At 59.4% G+C, this 15322-nt stretch carries 16 protein-coding genes; 15 read left to right on the forward strand and 1 reads right to left on the reverse strand.

Annotated elements, in window-relative coordinates; translation table 11 throughout:
• Window positions 1–13: 13 nt before the first annotated feature.
• The gene (locus MTX19_RS12545; RefSeq protein WP_280983862.1) at window positions 14–1288 is read right to left on the reverse strand and encodes an IS256 family transposase; all 1275 of its coding nucleotides are present in this window, start codon (window positions 1286–1288) and stop codon (window positions 14–16) included.
• Between the two features lie 472 nt (window positions 1289–1760).
• Here MTX19_RS12545 and MTX19_RS12550 point away from each other — a divergent pair, with 472 nt between their 5' ends.
• From MTX19_RS12550 to MTX19_RS12620, 15 genes are all read left to right on the forward strand, one after another.
• Window positions 1761–2579: a sterol desaturase family protein gene (locus MTX19_RS12550; protein WP_280985995.1), complete on the forward strand. Its 819-nt coding sequence runs from the start codon at window positions 1761–1763 to the stop codon at window positions 2577–2579.
• A 530-nt stretch (window positions 2580–3109) separates the two neighbouring features.
• The gene (locus tag MTX19_RS12555; RefSeq protein WP_280983864.1) at window positions 3110–3907 is read left to right on the forward strand and encodes a sterol desaturase family protein; all 798 of its coding nucleotides are present in this window, start codon (window positions 3110–3112) and stop codon (window positions 3905–3907) included.
• A gap of 429 nt (window positions 3908–4336) precedes the next feature.
• A complete protein-coding gene (locus MTX19_RS12560; RefSeq protein WP_280985996.1) occupies window positions 4337–5272 on the forward strand; it encodes a phosphatase PAP2 family protein in 936 nt (311 codons plus the stop codon).
• Between the two features lie 444 nt (window positions 5273–5716).
• On the forward strand, window positions 5717–5932 hold the full coding sequence (locus MTX19_RS12565) for a hypothetical protein (RefSeq protein WP_280983867.1): 216 nt from the start codon (window positions 5717–5719) through the stop codon (window positions 5930–5932).
• Between the two features lie 105 nt (window positions 5933–6037).
• On the forward strand, window positions 6038–6238 hold the full coding sequence (locus MTX19_RS12570) for a hypothetical protein (protein ID WP_348638281.1): 201 nt from the start codon (window positions 6038–6040) through the stop codon (window positions 6236–6238).
• Between the two features lie 64 nt (window positions 6239–6302).
• On the forward strand, window positions 6303–6809 hold the full coding sequence (locus MTX19_RS12575; protein WP_280983869.1) for an A24 family peptidase: 507 nt from the start codon (window positions 6303–6305) through the stop codon (window positions 6807–6809).
• A 1-nt stretch (window position 6810) separates the two neighbouring features.
• Complete coding sequence (gene cpaB / locus MTX19_RS12580; protein WP_280983870.1) at window positions 6811–7791, forward strand: Flp pilus assembly protein CpaB; 981 nt, start codon at window positions 6811–6813, stop codon at window positions 7789–7791.
• 170 nt (window positions 7792–7961) lie between these two features.
• Window positions 7962–8993 carry an AAA family ATPase gene (locus MTX19_RS12585; protein ID WP_280983871.1) on the forward strand — a complete coding sequence of 344 codons (1032 nt, stop codon included), beginning with the start codon at window positions 7962–7964 and terminating at the stop codon, window positions 8991–8993.
• The gene (locus MTX19_RS12590) at window positions 8990–10429 is read left to right on the forward strand and encodes a CpaF family protein (protein WP_280983872.1); all 1440 of its coding nucleotides are present in this window, start codon (window positions 8990–8992) and stop codon (window positions 10427–10429) included. Before MTX19_RS12585 ends, MTX19_RS12590 begins: the two co-directional genes overlap by 4 nt.
• Window positions 10430–10479: 50 nt before the next feature.
• On the forward strand, window positions 10480–11358 hold the full coding sequence (locus MTX19_RS12595; RefSeq protein WP_280983873.1) for a type II secretion system F family protein: 879 nt from the start codon (window positions 10480–10482) through the stop codon (window positions 11356–11358).
• The gene (locus MTX19_RS12600; protein ID WP_280983874.1) at window positions 11355–12263 is read left to right on the forward strand and encodes a type II secretion system F family protein; all 909 of its coding nucleotides are present in this window, start codon (window positions 11355–11357) and stop codon (window positions 12261–12263) included. Before MTX19_RS12595 ends, MTX19_RS12600 begins: the two co-directional genes overlap by 4 nt.
• Before the next feature lie 3 nt (window positions 12264–12266).
• Window positions 12267–12911, forward strand: a complete 645-nt coding sequence (locus tag MTX19_RS12605; protein WP_280983875.1) for an isoprenylcysteine carboxylmethyltransferase family protein — start codon at window positions 12267–12269, stop codon at window positions 12909–12911.
• 87 nt (window positions 12912–12998) lie between these two features.
• A complete protein-coding gene (locus tag MTX19_RS12610) occupies window positions 12999–13430 on the forward strand; it encodes a hypothetical protein (protein ID WP_280983876.1) in 432 nt (143 codons plus the stop codon).
• An 18-nt stretch (window positions 13431–13448) separates the two neighbouring features.
• Window positions 13449–14690, forward strand: coding sequence for a pilus assembly protein TadG-related protein (locus tag MTX19_RS12615; protein WP_280984773.1), 1242 nt, complete (start codon window positions 13449–13451; stop codon window positions 14688–14690).
• Complete coding sequence (locus MTX19_RS12620) at window positions 14690–15094, forward strand: TadE family protein (protein WP_280985997.1); 405 nt, start codon at window positions 14690–14692, stop codon at window positions 15092–15094. The genes MTX19_RS12615 and MTX19_RS12620 overlap by 1 nt, the downstream gene beginning before the upstream one ends.
• Window positions 15095–15322 lie beyond the last annotated feature (228 nt).

The following is a 15322-nucleotide window of genomic DNA, read 5'->3' on the forward strand; positions in this document are numbered from 1 at the left end:
GCCGGAATGAATGTTACGCGGCCCTCGTGACGTGGGCAACGGGCTTGATCGTCATGCGATCGTGGTGAGCTTGAAGGGCCGCACGCAGAACCGACAATTGCTTATGCGCCTTCAATCGTCGGAAGCCGTTGTTGGCCTCGATCATGCCGGCCGCGACCCATCGCAAGGCCATACCGGCATCCCGCCAGCGTTTGACGTTGCGCGTGACGCGGCGAATGGTGCCCATCATGTTCTCGGCGATGTTGGTACAGGCGAGCGATCGACGAAGCTCCTTCGGCAGCTTCAACCGGACGACAGTCAGGATTTCGTCGAGGCCTTCGAGGATGCTGGCCGCTACGCCGGGCCATTGCTGGTCGAGTCGACGCGCGAGATTGCGGATCAATTTTTCAGCCTTGTCGGCGTCATCGAGCTCCCAGGCCTGGCGCAGCACCCGACGAGTGGCCGCATGATGCTCTTTTGGCAGGTGTTCCATGATGTTGCGCGCCTTGTGGATCTGGCAGCGCTGGATCGCAGCGGCCGAACCGAAGGTGCGGCGGATCGCCTTCGACAACGCTTTCGCGCCGTCGACGATGAACAGTCTTGGCACCGTCGGGTCGAGCCCGCGCGAGACCAGGTTGTCCAGCAGGGCCTGAACCGTTGCGGCATTCTCGGTCGCCCCTTCCACCAGCGCCAGCGGATGCTTGTTGCCTTCGCCGTCAACCCCGATCGCGGCGACCAGCACGAGATCGTCGCCGAGATGCAGCCCATCGATTTGGACCACCAGAAGGTCGAGCGCGGACAGATCGGCAGCCATGAAGTCGGCCAGCCGCGCCGCCGACAGCGCTACGAACCTCCGCGAGGCCGCCGACTTCGAAACCCCCGATCCGGGCGGTGCCGGCACGTCACCCTCGGGCAGCCGGACAGCGCGGCCGAACCGGCGCGTCGACACATTGATCAGCATCAGGTTCATCGCCCAACGACCGAGCCAATCCTCCTCCGCCGCCGTTTCCCAGCTCGGGATCGTGACCTCGCGGCCGTCCACGCCTCGGACGCGCGGGCGCTCGACCTCGATCTTGCCGCCGTGGAAGCCGATCCGTCCCCGCGTTCGGCCCCAACGGTGCGCCCGCCGCGCCGCGTCGCGACCGTGGCGCGGCCCGCAGGCCGCCGTAACATCCGCCTCCATCATCGTGCCGAGCGCCTCGATTCCTGCCGCAAGGCAGAACCGATCGAAGCTCGCCCGCACTTCTGCAAACGCTTCGTCCACAGCCCCGGTCGCCGGCGAACCAGCCGGTGTGATATCTCTCGTCATGGCGTTGCTCTCCTTTGTGGAATCAGCACCCCGAGCCTACCGGCTCAAGGTGGGCAACGCCGACCTCTTCAGAAATTCAACAGAACCCGGGACATCCCCCTGGTCAAGGCGTCTCTCCTCGGAGGCTTACCTAGCAGCCATCGCGCCGCAGATTTGTGAACCAGTTCACGGTCGCGCCCCGTAGAACCACGGGCAGATGGTGGGCGCGGGAAGCTAACCTTGATTGGTTAGGTTAAAGGATGAAACGCGCTTGCTGTCTGCAATTGAAAATTGAGGCCAGCTCAAGCTGGGGTAGAGCTTAGCGTGGCGTTTGAAATATTATTGAGCACGCAATGAACAGCTCAACGACGTTAGTTCGCTATCTTCGCTTGGTCGAGATGCGTTAAGCGTGGCGAAGAAAATCCCGTAAAAACCCTGCTTGCGCTCCCCCGAAGACTGAGAAAAACTAAGGTTTTTGGCTCATGGTGATAGAATGCTCGCGTCATTTCTCATGTCAAGCGTGATTGCACGCGCTACTGGCTACGCGGCCTTGTACCTAGGAATCTATTACGCCACTCGCCTTTTGGAAAAAAAGTGGCCCATTGCGGATATTCCCCGCTCCGAATTTCGTGATGACTGGCTGGCGGTTATCGTGAGCATCGGACTGGAAAACATGTTTGCTCCGGTGGCTGCGATATGCGCTGGCACGATTATGGGCTATACTGGGTTCGGCTGGATTCAGCTACCGACTGAAGGTTACTGGTGGTGCGCCTCTCTCGCATTCGTCGTGGTGGCACTGGATCTCTACAAGTACGCATTCCATCGTCTCCAACATGCGATCCCGTTCCTTTGGGCGATGCATTCGTTCCATCACAGCGCAAATGCCGTTACGTTTATTACCGGCGGCCGACATTATTGGCTCGAGAGGGTGTTGGCTGATGCCTTTCTTCCAATTCTGGCGATCTTGCTTCGGGTCCCAGCAGATATGGCAATAGCCGCGGGCGTTATCTTCTTCGTCCCCGATACTTGTGCTCACCTCAACGTCCGCATGCCGCTCGGTCGGTTTGTGACATGGATAAACAATCCGCAATGGCATCGCATCCATCATTCAGTCCTGATGGAGCATCGGGACAAGAACTTCGCCTCCTTTTTCCCGCTCTGGGACATTCTGTTCGGCACAGCGTGGGTGCCGAGACCGGACGAGTACCCTGCAACAGGACTTGTGCCCGCTGAACGAGTAGACATCATAAATAGCGTGATCTGGCCAATCCGGCATCTTCGGCATCGTGAGGCAAAAAACGAACTGGGTTAAAGCACTATGGTGCTCTCCTGCTTATTACTGGGTTATCCGACCTCTTGACCACGATGTGATCCTGCAGCTCGGATTGGGCGAGTTGAACCCATTCATGCCGCTGGGCTAGTCATGGTTCGGTGTATAGTGGCTTATTCCCGAGTTGAGTTTAACGTTTGTCGTGATGCGGTTGCTTTGGCGCAGTAACAACCTTCACCACATCGCCGTGGTAGCTTTCTGCTCTACGCCTGTGCTGAACAACATCGTTATCGCAGACACGAGCTGAACCAATCACATCGCCAGTTGCGGCAATCGGCGATGTGATCGTTCTACTTGGGTTCCTTGCCGACAAGGGACGATCAGATCAACGTCGGCGCAGCACTGAAGCGGCACCTCCCCAAGAATATTGCGAGCGACCAAATTACCAAATTATTGTATCGCCGAAATCAGATGAATCGAGAGCGGAATGGTGATTGGCACTCTTCCTTTCTTGTTGACGCTCATGGGGGGGCAGATGATACCCTTCACCCATTTTGAGGGCGGCCATTTGAATGAGCGATCTATTTGGGCTGAAGCAGTTTTTGCTGACGCTTTTGATCTTCGTGCCGTTTGAGCGGCTATTTGCTGCGAGGCCTCAGAAGATTTTTAGGCGTGGCCTGCTGACCGATATGGCCTTCCTGTTTCTCAACGGGTGGTTGGTGATGGTCGGCGTGATCGTCATCGTCGCAGTGGCCACTCTGGTCAATCAATCGATACTGCCTTCAGCCGTGAAGCAGGCGATCGACGATCTTCCGTATTTGGTTCAAGCGCCCCTTGTGATCGTGATCGGGGATCTCGGGGTCTACTGGACACACCGCATCCTGCATGTCGTGCCTGCCATGTGGCACATCCATGCCGTTCACCACGCTGTCGAAGAACTGGACTGGCTCGCTGCAGTTCATCAGCATCCGCTTGATCTGATGTTCATGAAGGCCGGCTCGCTGTTTCCGCTCTTCGCGCTCGGCTTCTCGACAGAAGCGATCGGGACTTACTTCCTCGTCTACTACTGGCAGGCCTATCTCGTTCATGCCAACGTGCGCTTGAGCTACGGCCCTTTGCGCTACGTCCTGGTGTCGCCGGAATTTCACCACTGGCACCACAGCAGCGAGACGGAAGCCAGGGACAAGAACTTCGCCGGGGTGTTCGCGTTCTACGATCTGCTGTTCGGAAGCGTCTATCTTCCAGAAGGGCAGAAGCCGAAAACGTTTGGCGTCAATCATTCGATGCCGTCCAACTATTTGGCTCTTTTGGCTTACCCGTTCATCACATGGGCATCGAGCCGTAAGCGCGGCGATCCGTCGGGCACCTAGCGTCCAGGCGGCCGCGCTGCGCTTCAGCTCGAAATATGCGACGCGGCCTTCTCTATTGCGAGTGGCGGGATCGTGGCGACCGGGACTACACGCCACCACTCTTCCGGAGATGTGCAGGCGCTCGGAGCGGCTCCACGAATGGCTGCTGAGACAAGGGTCTCGCGAGTCGGGCCTCGTGCTAAGGTTTGTCGACAACGAGGTATTGGTGCTTATTCTGCTGTGTGATGCCGATCACCTTTCGGGTCGTTTCGACGAGATGTGCCTGGGCTCCGTATCTTCGGTAGGGGCGATTTGCTCGCCGCATTACCAGTCGACTTGATACTTAACCAAATAGTTGCCGCGTCCCTTTGAGGCGTCGCGCGGATCGACTATCGTGCCGATTTCGCGCGATTGACGCGCGGCCCGCTCGCTGTGCGGCCTGAGAGGCAGATGCTCATGCAAAATCGTGCGGGAATAGCGAAGCCGATCTACCGTAGCCACGCGGTCTGGGTGATCATCGTCCTGATCGGATGCGTAGATGTGTTGTGGGTATGGTGGGCCGGCATAAGGATTGTGCCCGATCTGAAGACCCCGCTCGGTCTGGCGGTGCTGCTTCTGATAAATTATGTCTACGTCACATTAAGGCAGAAGCCAAGGATCGCAGTTCTCGCCGCTGCTGCGGCACAACTGGTGGCGTTTACAGCGGTTTACGGCGTTCTCACCTATCTCGCGGCCAGATCCAATTTTCCGCTCATCGACCCGTATCTTTCAGCGGCAGATGCTTCGGTCGGATTCGATTGGCTTGCGCTGTTCAACTGGACTAAAGACCATCCTGACATCAATTCGGTGCTCGGTTTTATCTATGGGACCGGAACGGTGCAGATCGCCGTTCTCCTCATCCTGCTAAACGTGTTCGGAATGCTTGAGCGCACGACCGAATTCGTATGGCTGTTCGTACTGACATTGTTGATCATCATCCCGTTCTCCTGGCTCATTCCCGCCGAGGGAGCGTGGGCCTATTACGGGGTAGCGCACCTCACCAGCGCCTACTACCTGCCTGACTTTTTTGCACTGCGCGACGGGACGATGCAGGAAATCGTCGTGGGTAAAATGACAGGCATCGTTCAGTTTCCATCCTTCCATACCGCCCTTGCGCTCATTCTGATTTATGCCACCCGTGGAATTCGTATCTTGTTTCCCGCATCGCTCGGATTGAACGCGCTGATGATCGCTTCAACGCCCGTAGCCGGCGGACACTACCTTGTAGACATCGTTGGCGGCGCGGCCCTGGTCCCACTGGCCATCCTGATTCTTGGTTGGGGGCAGCGAGGGGCAAGCAAGCATCGGCTTGCCGACACCGGCGTGCTGAGCGTGGTGAGGGATTGAAATGCGCTCAGGAATCGCGCGCAGCGCCTGGCAAGAATTCGTTCACTGTCGCTGTCGCGTGTGCGGGCGCGGCGCGTGTCCGAAAGCAAGGCTCCTCGGGAGCCCTCGATAGAGCTCATCGAAGGGCCCTCATGCTTCCGGATCAAGAGGGGTACCTCTTCCGCGAACACCTCTTGTTCATGCCGGCAGGGCCTCCGTATTCACACGGAGCAGGCGCGCCAAAGGTGAGGCCCGTTGGAAATTCCCAATTATCTCAGGGGTTCTGGTCGTCACCTGGCGTAGGCGCAACGCTCAACAGAAGCGTCAGCAAGCTGCTCCGGTAGGGTTAATAAAGGATTACCAGATGACAGCGTTCGGACCAGTCATTATAGTTTGACTTCAGTTGGCAACGAATTTGCCTGCCAACCCTGTGCGTAAATTCATCGTAAAAAGGGATTTTGTCCTATGCTCAAGTATTACATCAAAACCACGGAAGCCTTTAAGCGTCTGCGCGCGGACCAGGACGGCGTCGTGTCGTTCGAGTACGTGATCGTCGCCGCTTGCATCGTCGCCGCAGTGGCCGCCGCGTTCGGCACCAGCACTGCTTCTGGTATTGGCTTGGCGCTGAGCACCGCGATCGCCAAGATCAGCACCGCTGTCCAGACTGCTGTCTCTGCCTAATTCCAGACGTTGAATGCCGTTGGCAATTCTTCTGCCAGCAATTGTCAACGGGATTGCGATGTTTGCAATTTTGAAGGGAGGCTTTCTTCTATGTTGCAGTCTTACATGCAGATCACGGAAGCGATGAAGCGTCTGCGCATGGACCAGAACGGCGTTGTGTCGTTCGAATACGTGATCGTCGCCGCTTGCATCGTCGCCGCGGTGGCTGCCGCGTTCGGCACCTCCACGGCTTCTGGTATTGGCCTCGCGTTAAGCAACGCGATCACCAGTATTAGTACCGCGGTCACCAACGCAGTCTCTGCATAAGTCCAGACAGCGCTTCGGAGGGGGCATCATTTTGTGCCCCCACCGTTTCTGAGGCATTTATTTCATGAGTTGGATTGCTTCCACGACCTCGTGTCTGGAAATCGCATTGTTGTTGTATGTCGCAACGATCGATATCGCGACGCGATTGATTAGAAATGAAATTTGTCTGGCGCTGGCGCTCCTTGGGATCGTCGGTCAAATGGCCAGCCCGATGCAGGTCGTCCAGTCGCTGATCGTCGCGGCGATCCTGTTGCTGGTGCTTTTCGTGATCTACCAGCGCGGATTGATCGGTGGCGGCGATGTTAAGCTGCTGGTTGCGCTGGCGACCGGTCTGCCGCTCACCGGCGTGATCGGATTGTTGACCGTAACCGCACTGGCCGGCGGAGCTCTCGGCGTGGTGCATCTGATGATGCGTGCGCTGCCGCAGCCCAGGCTGGCGCCCGCCGGATCGTCGCTGGTGCGCCGTGTCTACGCGATCGAGCGCTGGCGTCATTTGCGGCACGCACCGCTCCCTTACGGGGTCGCCATCGCGTGCGGAGGTATTTGGAACATTTTAAGCAAAGGATTGTGACATGTCATCCGCTTTGCGCCTTTCGATCATCATGGTGCTGTTGCTCGCAGCCACAGCGCTCGGGCTCATCGCCTATAACATGAGCCGGCCGGAGGCACCGGTGGCGGTCGCGGAGAAGGCGCCGGCGCCGGCAGCAGCTCCGGCCACGGTCGGCTATTTTGTTGCGGCACGTCCCTTACCGAAAGGCACGCTGACCCGCGAAGACGACTTCACCGTACGTCAGGCGCCGCCGGAAGGTGCTCCGGCCGGCGCGATCCTTGACACGCCGGAGACCAAGATCGGGCTTCCTGGCTCCCTGGTTCGCAAGTTCGTCGACGCCGGCAGCCCGATCACCCTGCAGGACATCTTGCGCCCGCGCGATCGCGGCTTCCTCGCCAGCGTCCTGGCGCCGGATAGCCGCGCCATCAGCATCAAGGTTGACGAGGAGACGGGCGTCTCGGGTCTGATCAGGCCGGGCGACAATGTGGATGTCGTGTTGACCCAGGTTTTCGAGAAGGCGGATCCAGCGCGTCGGGCCGTCAGCGAAACCGTTCTGTCCAATGTGCGCGTGATCGCGATCGATCAGGAGATTGCACAGGGCGGGCGACCCATTGGCAATGCCGTGAACAATGCCGTGGCAGCCAAGTCGGCGCAAACCGTGTCGCTGGAGCTCGCCCCCGATCAGGTCAAGAAGATCACGGTCGCGAAGCAACTTGGAACACTTTCACTGGTCGTGCGGGCAGCAGCCGATCAGTGGAACAAGGCGGACAATGGCGACATTTCGAGCTGCGATGTGTCTCCGGAGCTTGCCCGACAGAGTGCAATTGCCGGGCAGAGCACAACGATCGCGATCTACAACAGTGGGGGCGTCAAGCAGTACTCGGTGAGGAAGGATGATTCGGATGAGGGTGACGTGCTTGTCGCCTGCGATGGGTCGTCGGAGACGAGCCGTGGGACCACGACGGCGATGCGTGACGCGAGCAAGTTGCCGGAGAAACGCTGATGAGTGTTAACATGGCAATGGTGGGGCCACCCGAAGAAGCGACGTCTGCTCTCGCGCGCAATCGAATCGTCTGTTTCGTCAATGACGAGTTGAGTGCTGCGGCTTTGCGCAAAGGCCTCGATGGCAGCAATCTGTCGATCCGCCGTGGCACGATCCGCCACGCGACGCGGATGCTCGAGACCGACACCGACCTGTTCGCGCTGGTGACCGACATCAGCGGGATCGATGATCCGTTCGAAGAGCTGGAGCGACTGGCCAGCGTCTGCCCGCCCGATGTCCGGGTGGCGCTGATCGGTGAGAACAGGGAGATCACCTTCTACCGCGAGCTGATGGAAATCGGCCTGACCGAGTACCTTCCTCGGCCGATCACCCGCGATATGGTGCTGGACCAGCTGCGGCCGAAGCTGCTCGGCGACGTCGCGCCCGCTCAGAACGATCGCGGCGGACACGTGGTTTCGATCTGCGGTGCCCAGGGCGGCGCCGGCGCGACGAGTATCGCGATCAATCTCGCGCTGCAATTGGCTGAGACCACCAAGGCCAAGGTCGCGCTGCTCGATCTCCATCTGCAGGGCGGCGAAACCGCTGTTATGCTGGGGGTGCGGGCTGGACCCGGGCTGCGGATTGCGCTGGAGAACCCGATGCGGGCGGACACGCTGTTCCTCGAGCGCGCGGCGATCGAGGTCAATGAGCGGGTTTGCCTGATCTCGGGCGACGAGGATCTGGATGCGCAGCTCGACATCACCGAGGCGGGAGTGCGGCACGTGCTGGGTCTGCTCCGCCAGCGCTTCAACTACATCGTTGTCGACGTCCCGGTGCCGTTCCCTCCGTCGATCCATCCGGTGATCACGCTGTCGCGTCACGTGCTGGTGCTGCTGGAAGCCGAGGTGACCGGGCTGCGCAACGCGCATGCACTGCGCAACGCCGTCACCAACATCGCCGGCAAGGACCGCGTCTTTACCCTGCTGAATCGGGCCGACCGGGCCGGCGGCCTCCCCAAGGAGACGATCGTCAAGGCCCTGGGCGCAGAGCCGGACATGGTGATCCCGGATCTCGGCAAGGGAATGACCCAGGCGGTCAATCTCGGAATTCCGGCCCTGAAGCACGTCTCCGGTTTGCGACGCCATCTCGCTCCGATCGTGCGGGAGATTACCGGCGTCGGCGCCGAGCGAAAGGGACGGTGGAGGAGGTGGCTCGGGCTATGAAAAAGTTCGGGAGGCGCGCAGACGAAACGCCAACGCGTTTGCCTGCACTGATGCCGAGCTTGCCGGCGGCAGAGCCAAGCATGTCGCAAACCGCACCGGTCTCGCCGCCGGCGGCGCCGAGCTTGGTGTCATCGAGCGCCCTCCCGTCGATGCAGAGGCGCGACGAGCCTTCGAGCCATCATCCGGTGATGCCGGCGTCGCTGCGCGAGCGGGTGATGGAGCAGATTGATCCGTCGGTCGCCGCCACCGTCTCGCGGGAGGTTCTCCGGCGGCAGATCGAGGAGATCATCCATGGCATCGCCAATCAGGAGCGGCTCGAACTGTCGGGTCGCGAGCAGATTCAGCTGGCGGACGAGATCGCGGACGACATGACCGGTTACGGGCCGCTCCGTCCGCTGCTGCTGGATGAAACGATCAACGACATCATGATCAACGGGCCGGCCAACATCTACGTCGAGCGAAGCGGCAAGCTGGAGCGGGTCGCCGTGCGATTCCGCGACAACGATCATATCGTGTCGGTCGCGCAGAAGATCGCTGCGCAGGTCGGCCGGCGTGTCGACGAATCCAGCCCGATGGTGGACTGCCGCCTGCCGGACGGTAGCCGCGTCAACATCATCCTCCCACCGCTCGCGATCCATAGCCCCTGCATCTCCATCCGAAAATTCCCGAATCGGCGCCTGAACATCGCCGGAATGATCGAAAACGGCTCGATGAGCGCGGCCATCGGACAATTGCTGGAGATTGCCGCGCGGTGCCGGCTCAATGTTCTTGTCTCCGGCGGTACCGGTTCCGGCAAGACCACGCTGCTGAACGCGATGAGCCAGTTCATCGATCACAGCGAGCGCGTCGTTACGATCGAGGATGCGGCGGAGTTGCAGCTGCAACAGCCGCATGTGATCAGCCTGGAGACGCGCCCCCCGAGCCTCGAAGGCACGGGACAGGTGACGCAACGCGACCTCTTGTGGAATGCCCTGCGCATGCGCCCCGACCGGATCGTGGTGGGCGAGGTCCGCGGCGCTGAAGCATTCGACATGCTGCAGGCGATGAACACCGGCCATGACGGCTCGATCTCCACGGTGCATGCCAACAGCACCCGTGATGCGCTGACCCGCATCGAAAACATGGTGCAGATGGGGCAGGTCAACCTGCCGTCGCGTGCGATCCGCGCTCAGATCGTCGCCGCGCTGGATCTTATCGTGCAGGTCGAACGCATGCGGGACGGGCAACGCCGCATCGTCCAGATCAGCGAGGTGATCGGGCTCGAAAGTGATGTGATCACAACCAATGATATCGCGGCGTTCGAGTACAAGGACGAGGACGTTCACGGCCGGATATCTGGCACTTACAGGTCCACCAACGCGATCCCGAAATTCAAGAGCCGCCTTGTCTATTATGGGCTTGACCGAGCCTGGGCAGACGCGATGAGGCAGATATGATACCGACATCTGTCATCGCAATTGTCCTGGCGCTGCTGATGTGTGCTGCGATGACGTCGCTGTGGCTCGATGCGCGACAACGCCGCGTCGACCGTCAGCTCGAGATAGCTCTGCCGGCTGGCCAGGCGGCGAGCCTGCCATCCATCCGTCGTGCACAGGCGGCGTCCCGATGGCAGTCGATCCATCGCCTCACGAACTACAAGCCCGATATCGCTTACGGCTTTCATCCAGCCTATGTGCTCGTTGCCGGCCTCATTGCGGCGGGAGCCGTCGTCTACGCCAATCGTCTGCTGCATTATCCGACGCTCCAGGTGTCGGTCGCGGCCGTTGTCGTGGGCTTCCTGGTGGTGCGTGGCCTGTTCAAATGGCAGCAGCAACGCTTTGCCAATCAACTGTTTCGGCAGCTTCCTGATGCGATCCAGCTGGTGACAAGCACGGTTCGATCGGGGCTGCCGGTCAACGAAGCCTTTCGCACGATCTCTCGCGAGATGCCGCAGCCGACATCCGGCCAGTTCGCCATCGTATGCAGCGAATTGAATCTCGGAAGGCCCCCCGAAGAAGCTGTCGAGGCCGTTTACCGACGCACGCAAGTGTCGGAATACGCGATGTTTGCGGTGACCCTTGCGGTCCAGTTGAAGTCGGGCGGCAGTCTGGCCGAGACCTTGCAGACACTGGCTGAGACCGTGAGCCAGCGAGTTGCACTGGCTGCCCGCGCCAAGGCGCTGGCAGGAGAGGTGATCTTTTCTTCTCGCGCGCTTTCGCTTGCGCCCCTGATCGTAGGAGGATTGCTCTACGCGATCAATCCGCAGTCGATTGATCTGCTGTTCACCGACCCGACCGGAAACAAGCTTCTGGCCTACGCGATAGGCTCGGTGCTGGTCGGGCACTTCGTGATACGCTGGATGATCAGAAGGGAAACGACGCTATGACAGGTAGTCTCGGCCTCGCGACCCTTGCCGTTGCAGTCGCGGCTGCAACCTTCGTGCTGATCATCCGCGAAATGCATCTCCGGGCCCTGAATACCCGTGTATCGAACGCGGTGCTGGGCATTCCTGACCCGTCGAGCTCGTCAAAGGATCTGACCGGATGGCTTTCATCGGTTGGCGCGCGCTATCGGCGCTTCTATGCCGAGGAAAACCTGGACCAGCTCCGAACTATTCTTCAGTCATCAGGCTTCAACCATCATCGAACATTGCCGATCTGGATCGGCGTCAAAGTCGTCAGTACGTTCCTGTTCCCGATCGCTGCGTTCATTGCTGCGCAGCTTCTCGAAAGACCGCTGAGCGACGTTCTGATCTTCACGCTGTTTGGCCTGGCGATCGGAATCATGGGGCCGCGGTTGATCCTGCTTGTTGCGAAACGGCGATTTGATGCGGCCATCAGGCTCGGCACGCCCGATACCATCGATCTGTTGGTCGTTTGCAGCGAAGCGGGAATGGGCCTTGAGAGCGGACTGGAACGCGTGGCTGAAGAGATGAAGGAGACCAATTCGGCCATGGCGCAGGTGTTGCGCGGTCTCCTCGATGATCTGCGGATCTTGCCAAATCGTGCCGATGCATTCGAGAAGCTGGCCTCCACGTCGGAGGGCCTTCGCCGCTTCGGCACCATGGTCAGCCAGAGCCTGCAGTATGGAACGCCGTTAAGTCAGGCGCTACGCGCTATAGCGGTCGATCTTCGTCGAGAGAGGATCACCAAGCTGGAAGAACGAGCTCACAAGCTGGGCGCCAAGCTGACCGTCCCGATGGTGCTGTTTCTGCTCCCAGCCATGTTCGTCATTCTGGGTGGAAGTCCATTTCTGCATCTCATGGGCGCGTTCAACAACATTGGTAAGTAAGTCATGAGTACGATGACCCTGTCGACAAGCCTGTCTTATGATCGGACGCTCCGATTCCTGGGCAGCGCGTGGTTCATGTTGCTGGCGCTTTGCGTCGCCCTTAAGCTCGGGTCGTCGCCTGGGTCCGTGCCATCACTCCTGTCGAGTCTTTGCCTCGCGACCTTTTACGTGCTCCTGGCGCTGTTGATCCTCACGCGTCCGCCTGCGAAGGCGCATGCCGACGGCCTGATGCCGAGAATAGCGGCGTTCGTCGGCACCTATCTGCCATGGACGATCACCCTTTTCGGCAAGACCGAGGGGGCGTTGCCGAACGTGGCGTCGACCGTTTGCGTCCTGGCGGGCATGATCATGATGCTCGTCACGATCCGGCATCTGGGGCGGTCGTTCAGTATAGTGCCACAGGCGCATTCCGTGGTGCAAAGCGGTCCGTATCGATGGATCAAGCACCCGCTCTATTTGTCGGAGGAAATCGCGGTACTGGGCGTCGTGTTGCAATACCTGAGCCCGCTGACGGTTGCTTTGCTGATTCTGCACATCGGCATTCAGGTATCGCGCATTCTGTACGAGGAAGACCTGCTTCGGCGCACGCTTCCTGAGTACTCCAGCTACGAAGCGGCGCGCTGGAGATTGATTCCTTATGTCTGGTGAGTGACGACGATGGCCGGATGGTCGTGGATCTAACCGTGGTTCGAAGGTGCTGACGTGCTGCATTCTTTGTCCCGCAGGAACAGGCTTATGAGCCGCAAGTATTTTTTAATCGCGGATCAACGCGGCGCCGTCGCGTTCGAGATGCCGATTGTCTACCTTTTCATGATCATGAGCCTGCTGCTGCCGCTTGCCGACCTCGCTATCGCGGGCTTTAAATTCATCTCTGCACATCAGGCGTTGCGTGATATGGCGCAGCGCACGCAGTTTTCTCCGCCAGGCGATGTTACCAGTTCGTCCAGCATCGCGGCGTGGCAAAGCTCGCTCCCCGCTACGGTCGACGGCTATTCTGTCAGTGCGCAAGTTTACTGCGGCAATCCCGGGACGCTTGCCCCCTGCGCTTCGGGCGCAACGCTACCGAAGTACTACATCTTTACGACAAGCTTCACTTTATCGCCGATGGTGCTTGGGTCCGTGTTGTGCAGCACTTGCACCGTAAATTTCTCACATCCATTTCAATAGGAGTATGTCGTGCGTAACATGCTTCGCTGCTGTCGTGGCTCCGCCGCTTTCGCAACGGTCGTCGCCTTGGTTCCGCTGATAGGATTTGTAGCGCTCGGCGCGGAGGCTGGGTCGTGGTACGTCGTCAAGCAGCACGCGCAAAATGCGGCCGATAGCGCCGCAATGGCAGGTGCGTTGGCGATCGCGAATTCTGATTCACAACCAAATTTCGGTACAATGAACGGCTTCTCGTCAAACGTGACATTGACTCAGGGCACGTACAGCACCAGCTCCGGTTTTTCGTCTGGCGGTACCTCCCCGAATGCAGTTCAGGCCGTGGTTACGCAGTGCCAACCTCAGTCGTTGTCGCTAGTCGTTTACACGGGCACTTGCAACGGCACGTCGAAGAACGTCACGATCACGGCGCAAGCTGTCGCGAGTGTTGGCCAACCAAAGAAGCTTCCATGCGCTTTGGCACTTTCTGGTCCCGTCACGTTCCAGGACGCGGCGGTCCAAGTCAACGCCCCAAACTGCGGGATCGCGTCGAACGGCACACCGATCGGCATCAACTTTAGCGTAGCACCGAAAACGCTGAATGTCGGCTCGCTATCGACAGCCGGTGGCTGCAGTGGGTCTCTCTGCGGGTCCGTCGTGACTTATGCTCCACCAGTGACAGATCCATTCTCTGCTCTCACGACCGCCGTTGACAATCTGACGCTACCAGCGTGCGGGGGGGCAACGTTGCAGTCGTATGGCACCGGCCAGTGCGCTAACGACAAGCAAACGATCAACAGTGCTACTCAAATAACTGTCAGCGGCATCTACTTCTTTTCTGGAGGACTTTCGCTGGGCGGCACTGGTTCACTCACGACTGCGTCGGGGGTGACGGCGACGATCATTATACTTCCGGTCTCTGGCAACAAAGCAAGCCTCAAGATGGCCGGCGGCAGTTCTTTCAACATCACGGCACCAACGACAGCACCATCCGCATCCGCGATTCCCAGTCAGCTTTCTTCTGTTGCAAGTCTTCTCACGGATATGGCGCTCTTTGATCCCGAGAAGTCACCGCAGATCACCGGAAATGGCACCATGATGGGCAGTGGAGTGTTTTATCTTCCGAACGCAGCCCTCAACTATCAAGGCACGTCGACCAGCGCTAGCAGCACCTGCACCGAGGTCATCGCCGCGTCTATCCAGTTTTCCGGCACGCCGAGCTTCGATAACTCGGGATGCCCGCCCAGCATAGTTCCTACGAGCAAGCTTGTAGTATTGGTGCAATGATGAGGAAGCTCAACCAGCGGGGCACTGCGGCGCTAGAGTTTTGCCTGGTCGCCGTGCCGCTATTCACATTGATGTTTGCGATCTTCGATTTCGGTCGATACGTCATTACAATGCATTCGCTGCACACTCTCGCGGATGCGGGGGCTCGTGCATGGATGATCTGTTACCAAAATTCAGTACTCCAGAGCCAATCGGACAGTAGTTGCTTCGGAGACCCCTTGCCGAATTCCAAGCAGGCTATTGTCCCATTTCTCTTTAGTGGTGGTCTCACGCCTACTCTCAATGCATCTCAGGCAACCTCTGCCACCACGGTCACTGCTTCTCAGCCTGGCTTCACCATGCTGATGCCGATCTGGGGCACGACCTTCAACGCGCCGAGCGCGTCCACCAATATTCCGCTCTAGGCGCCCTGCTGGAATGCGTGACGGTAGACGATTCGCTGGCACAAGCGGACACGGAGATGGGCTAGGCCGCCGGCCATCTGGGCCGCCCGTTGCCCATTGGGCCGGAAGGAAACGACCAGACCAGCCGCGGAAGTGGTGCGCCTTGGCAACATCGGGGAGTTTTCTCCCGCGTTGCCACAGCGTGGGGGTGGTCTTTCCTTGCAATCGGGGCGCGCAGGGGATGATGAT

This window comes from Bradyrhizobium sp. ISRA464, assembly GCF_029910095.1.
In the GTDB taxonomy this organism is placed as follows: Bacteria; Pseudomonadota; Alphaproteobacteria; order Rhizobiales; family Xanthobacteraceae; genus Bradyrhizobium.

Coding starts and splice junctions, on each gene's coding strand:
- MTX19_RS12545 (WP_280983862.1), bottom strand. CDS start 1,288: ATGACGAGAGATATCACACCGGCTGGTTCGCCGGCGACCGGGGCTGTG.
- MTX19_RS12550 (WP_280985995.1), top strand. CDS start 1,761: ATGCTCGCGTCATTTCTCATGTCAAGCGTGATTGCACGCGCTACTGGC.
- MTX19_RS12555 (WP_280983864.1), top strand. CDS start 3,110: ATGAGCGATCTATTTGGGCTGAAGCAGTTTTTGCTGACGCTTTTGATC.
- MTX19_RS12560 (WP_280985996.1), top strand. CDS start 4,337: ATGCTCATGCAAAATCGTGCGGGAATAGCGAAGCCGATCTACCGTAGC.
- MTX19_RS12565 (WP_280983867.1), top strand. CDS start 5,717: ATGCTCAAGTATTACATCAAAACCACGGAAGCCTTTAAGCGTCTGCGC.
- MTX19_RS12570 (WP_348638281.1), top strand. CDS start 6,038: ATGCAGATCACGGAAGCGATGAAGCGTCTGCGCATGGACCAGAACGGC.
- MTX19_RS12575 (WP_280983869.1), top strand. CDS start 6,303: ATGAGTTGGATTGCTTCCACGACCTCGTGTCTGGAAATCGCATTGTTG.
- cpaB (WP_280983870.1), top strand. CDS start 6,811: ATGTCATCCGCTTTGCGCCTTTCGATCATCATGGTGCTGTTGCTCGCA.
- MTX19_RS12585 (WP_280983871.1), top strand. CDS start 7,962: ATGCTCGAGACCGACACCGACCTGTTCGCGCTGGTGACCGACATCAGC.
- MTX19_RS12590 (WP_280983872.1), top strand. CDS start 8,990: ATGAAAAAGTTCGGGAGGCGCGCAGACGAAACGCCAACGCGTTTGCCT.
- MTX19_RS12595 (WP_280983873.1), top strand. CDS start 10,480: ATGACGTCGCTGTGGCTCGATGCGCGACAACGCCGCGTCGACCGTCAG.
- MTX19_RS12600 (WP_280983874.1), top strand. CDS start 11,355: ATGACAGGTAGTCTCGGCCTCGCGACCCTTGCCGTTGCAGTCGCGGCT.
- MTX19_RS12605 (WP_280983875.1), top strand. CDS start 12,267: ATGAGTACGATGACCCTGTCGACAAGCCTGTCTTATGATCGGACGCTC.
- MTX19_RS12610 (WP_280983876.1), top strand. CDS start 12,999: ATGAGCCGCAAGTATTTTTTAATCGCGGATCAACGCGGCGCCGTCGCG.
- MTX19_RS12615 (WP_280984773.1), top strand. CDS start 13,449: ATGCTTCGCTGCTGTCGTGGCTCCGCCGCTTTCGCAACGGTCGTCGCC.
- MTX19_RS12620 (WP_280985997.1), top strand. CDS start 14,690: ATGAGGAAGCTCAACCAGCGGGGCACTGCGGCGCTAGAGTTTTGCCTG.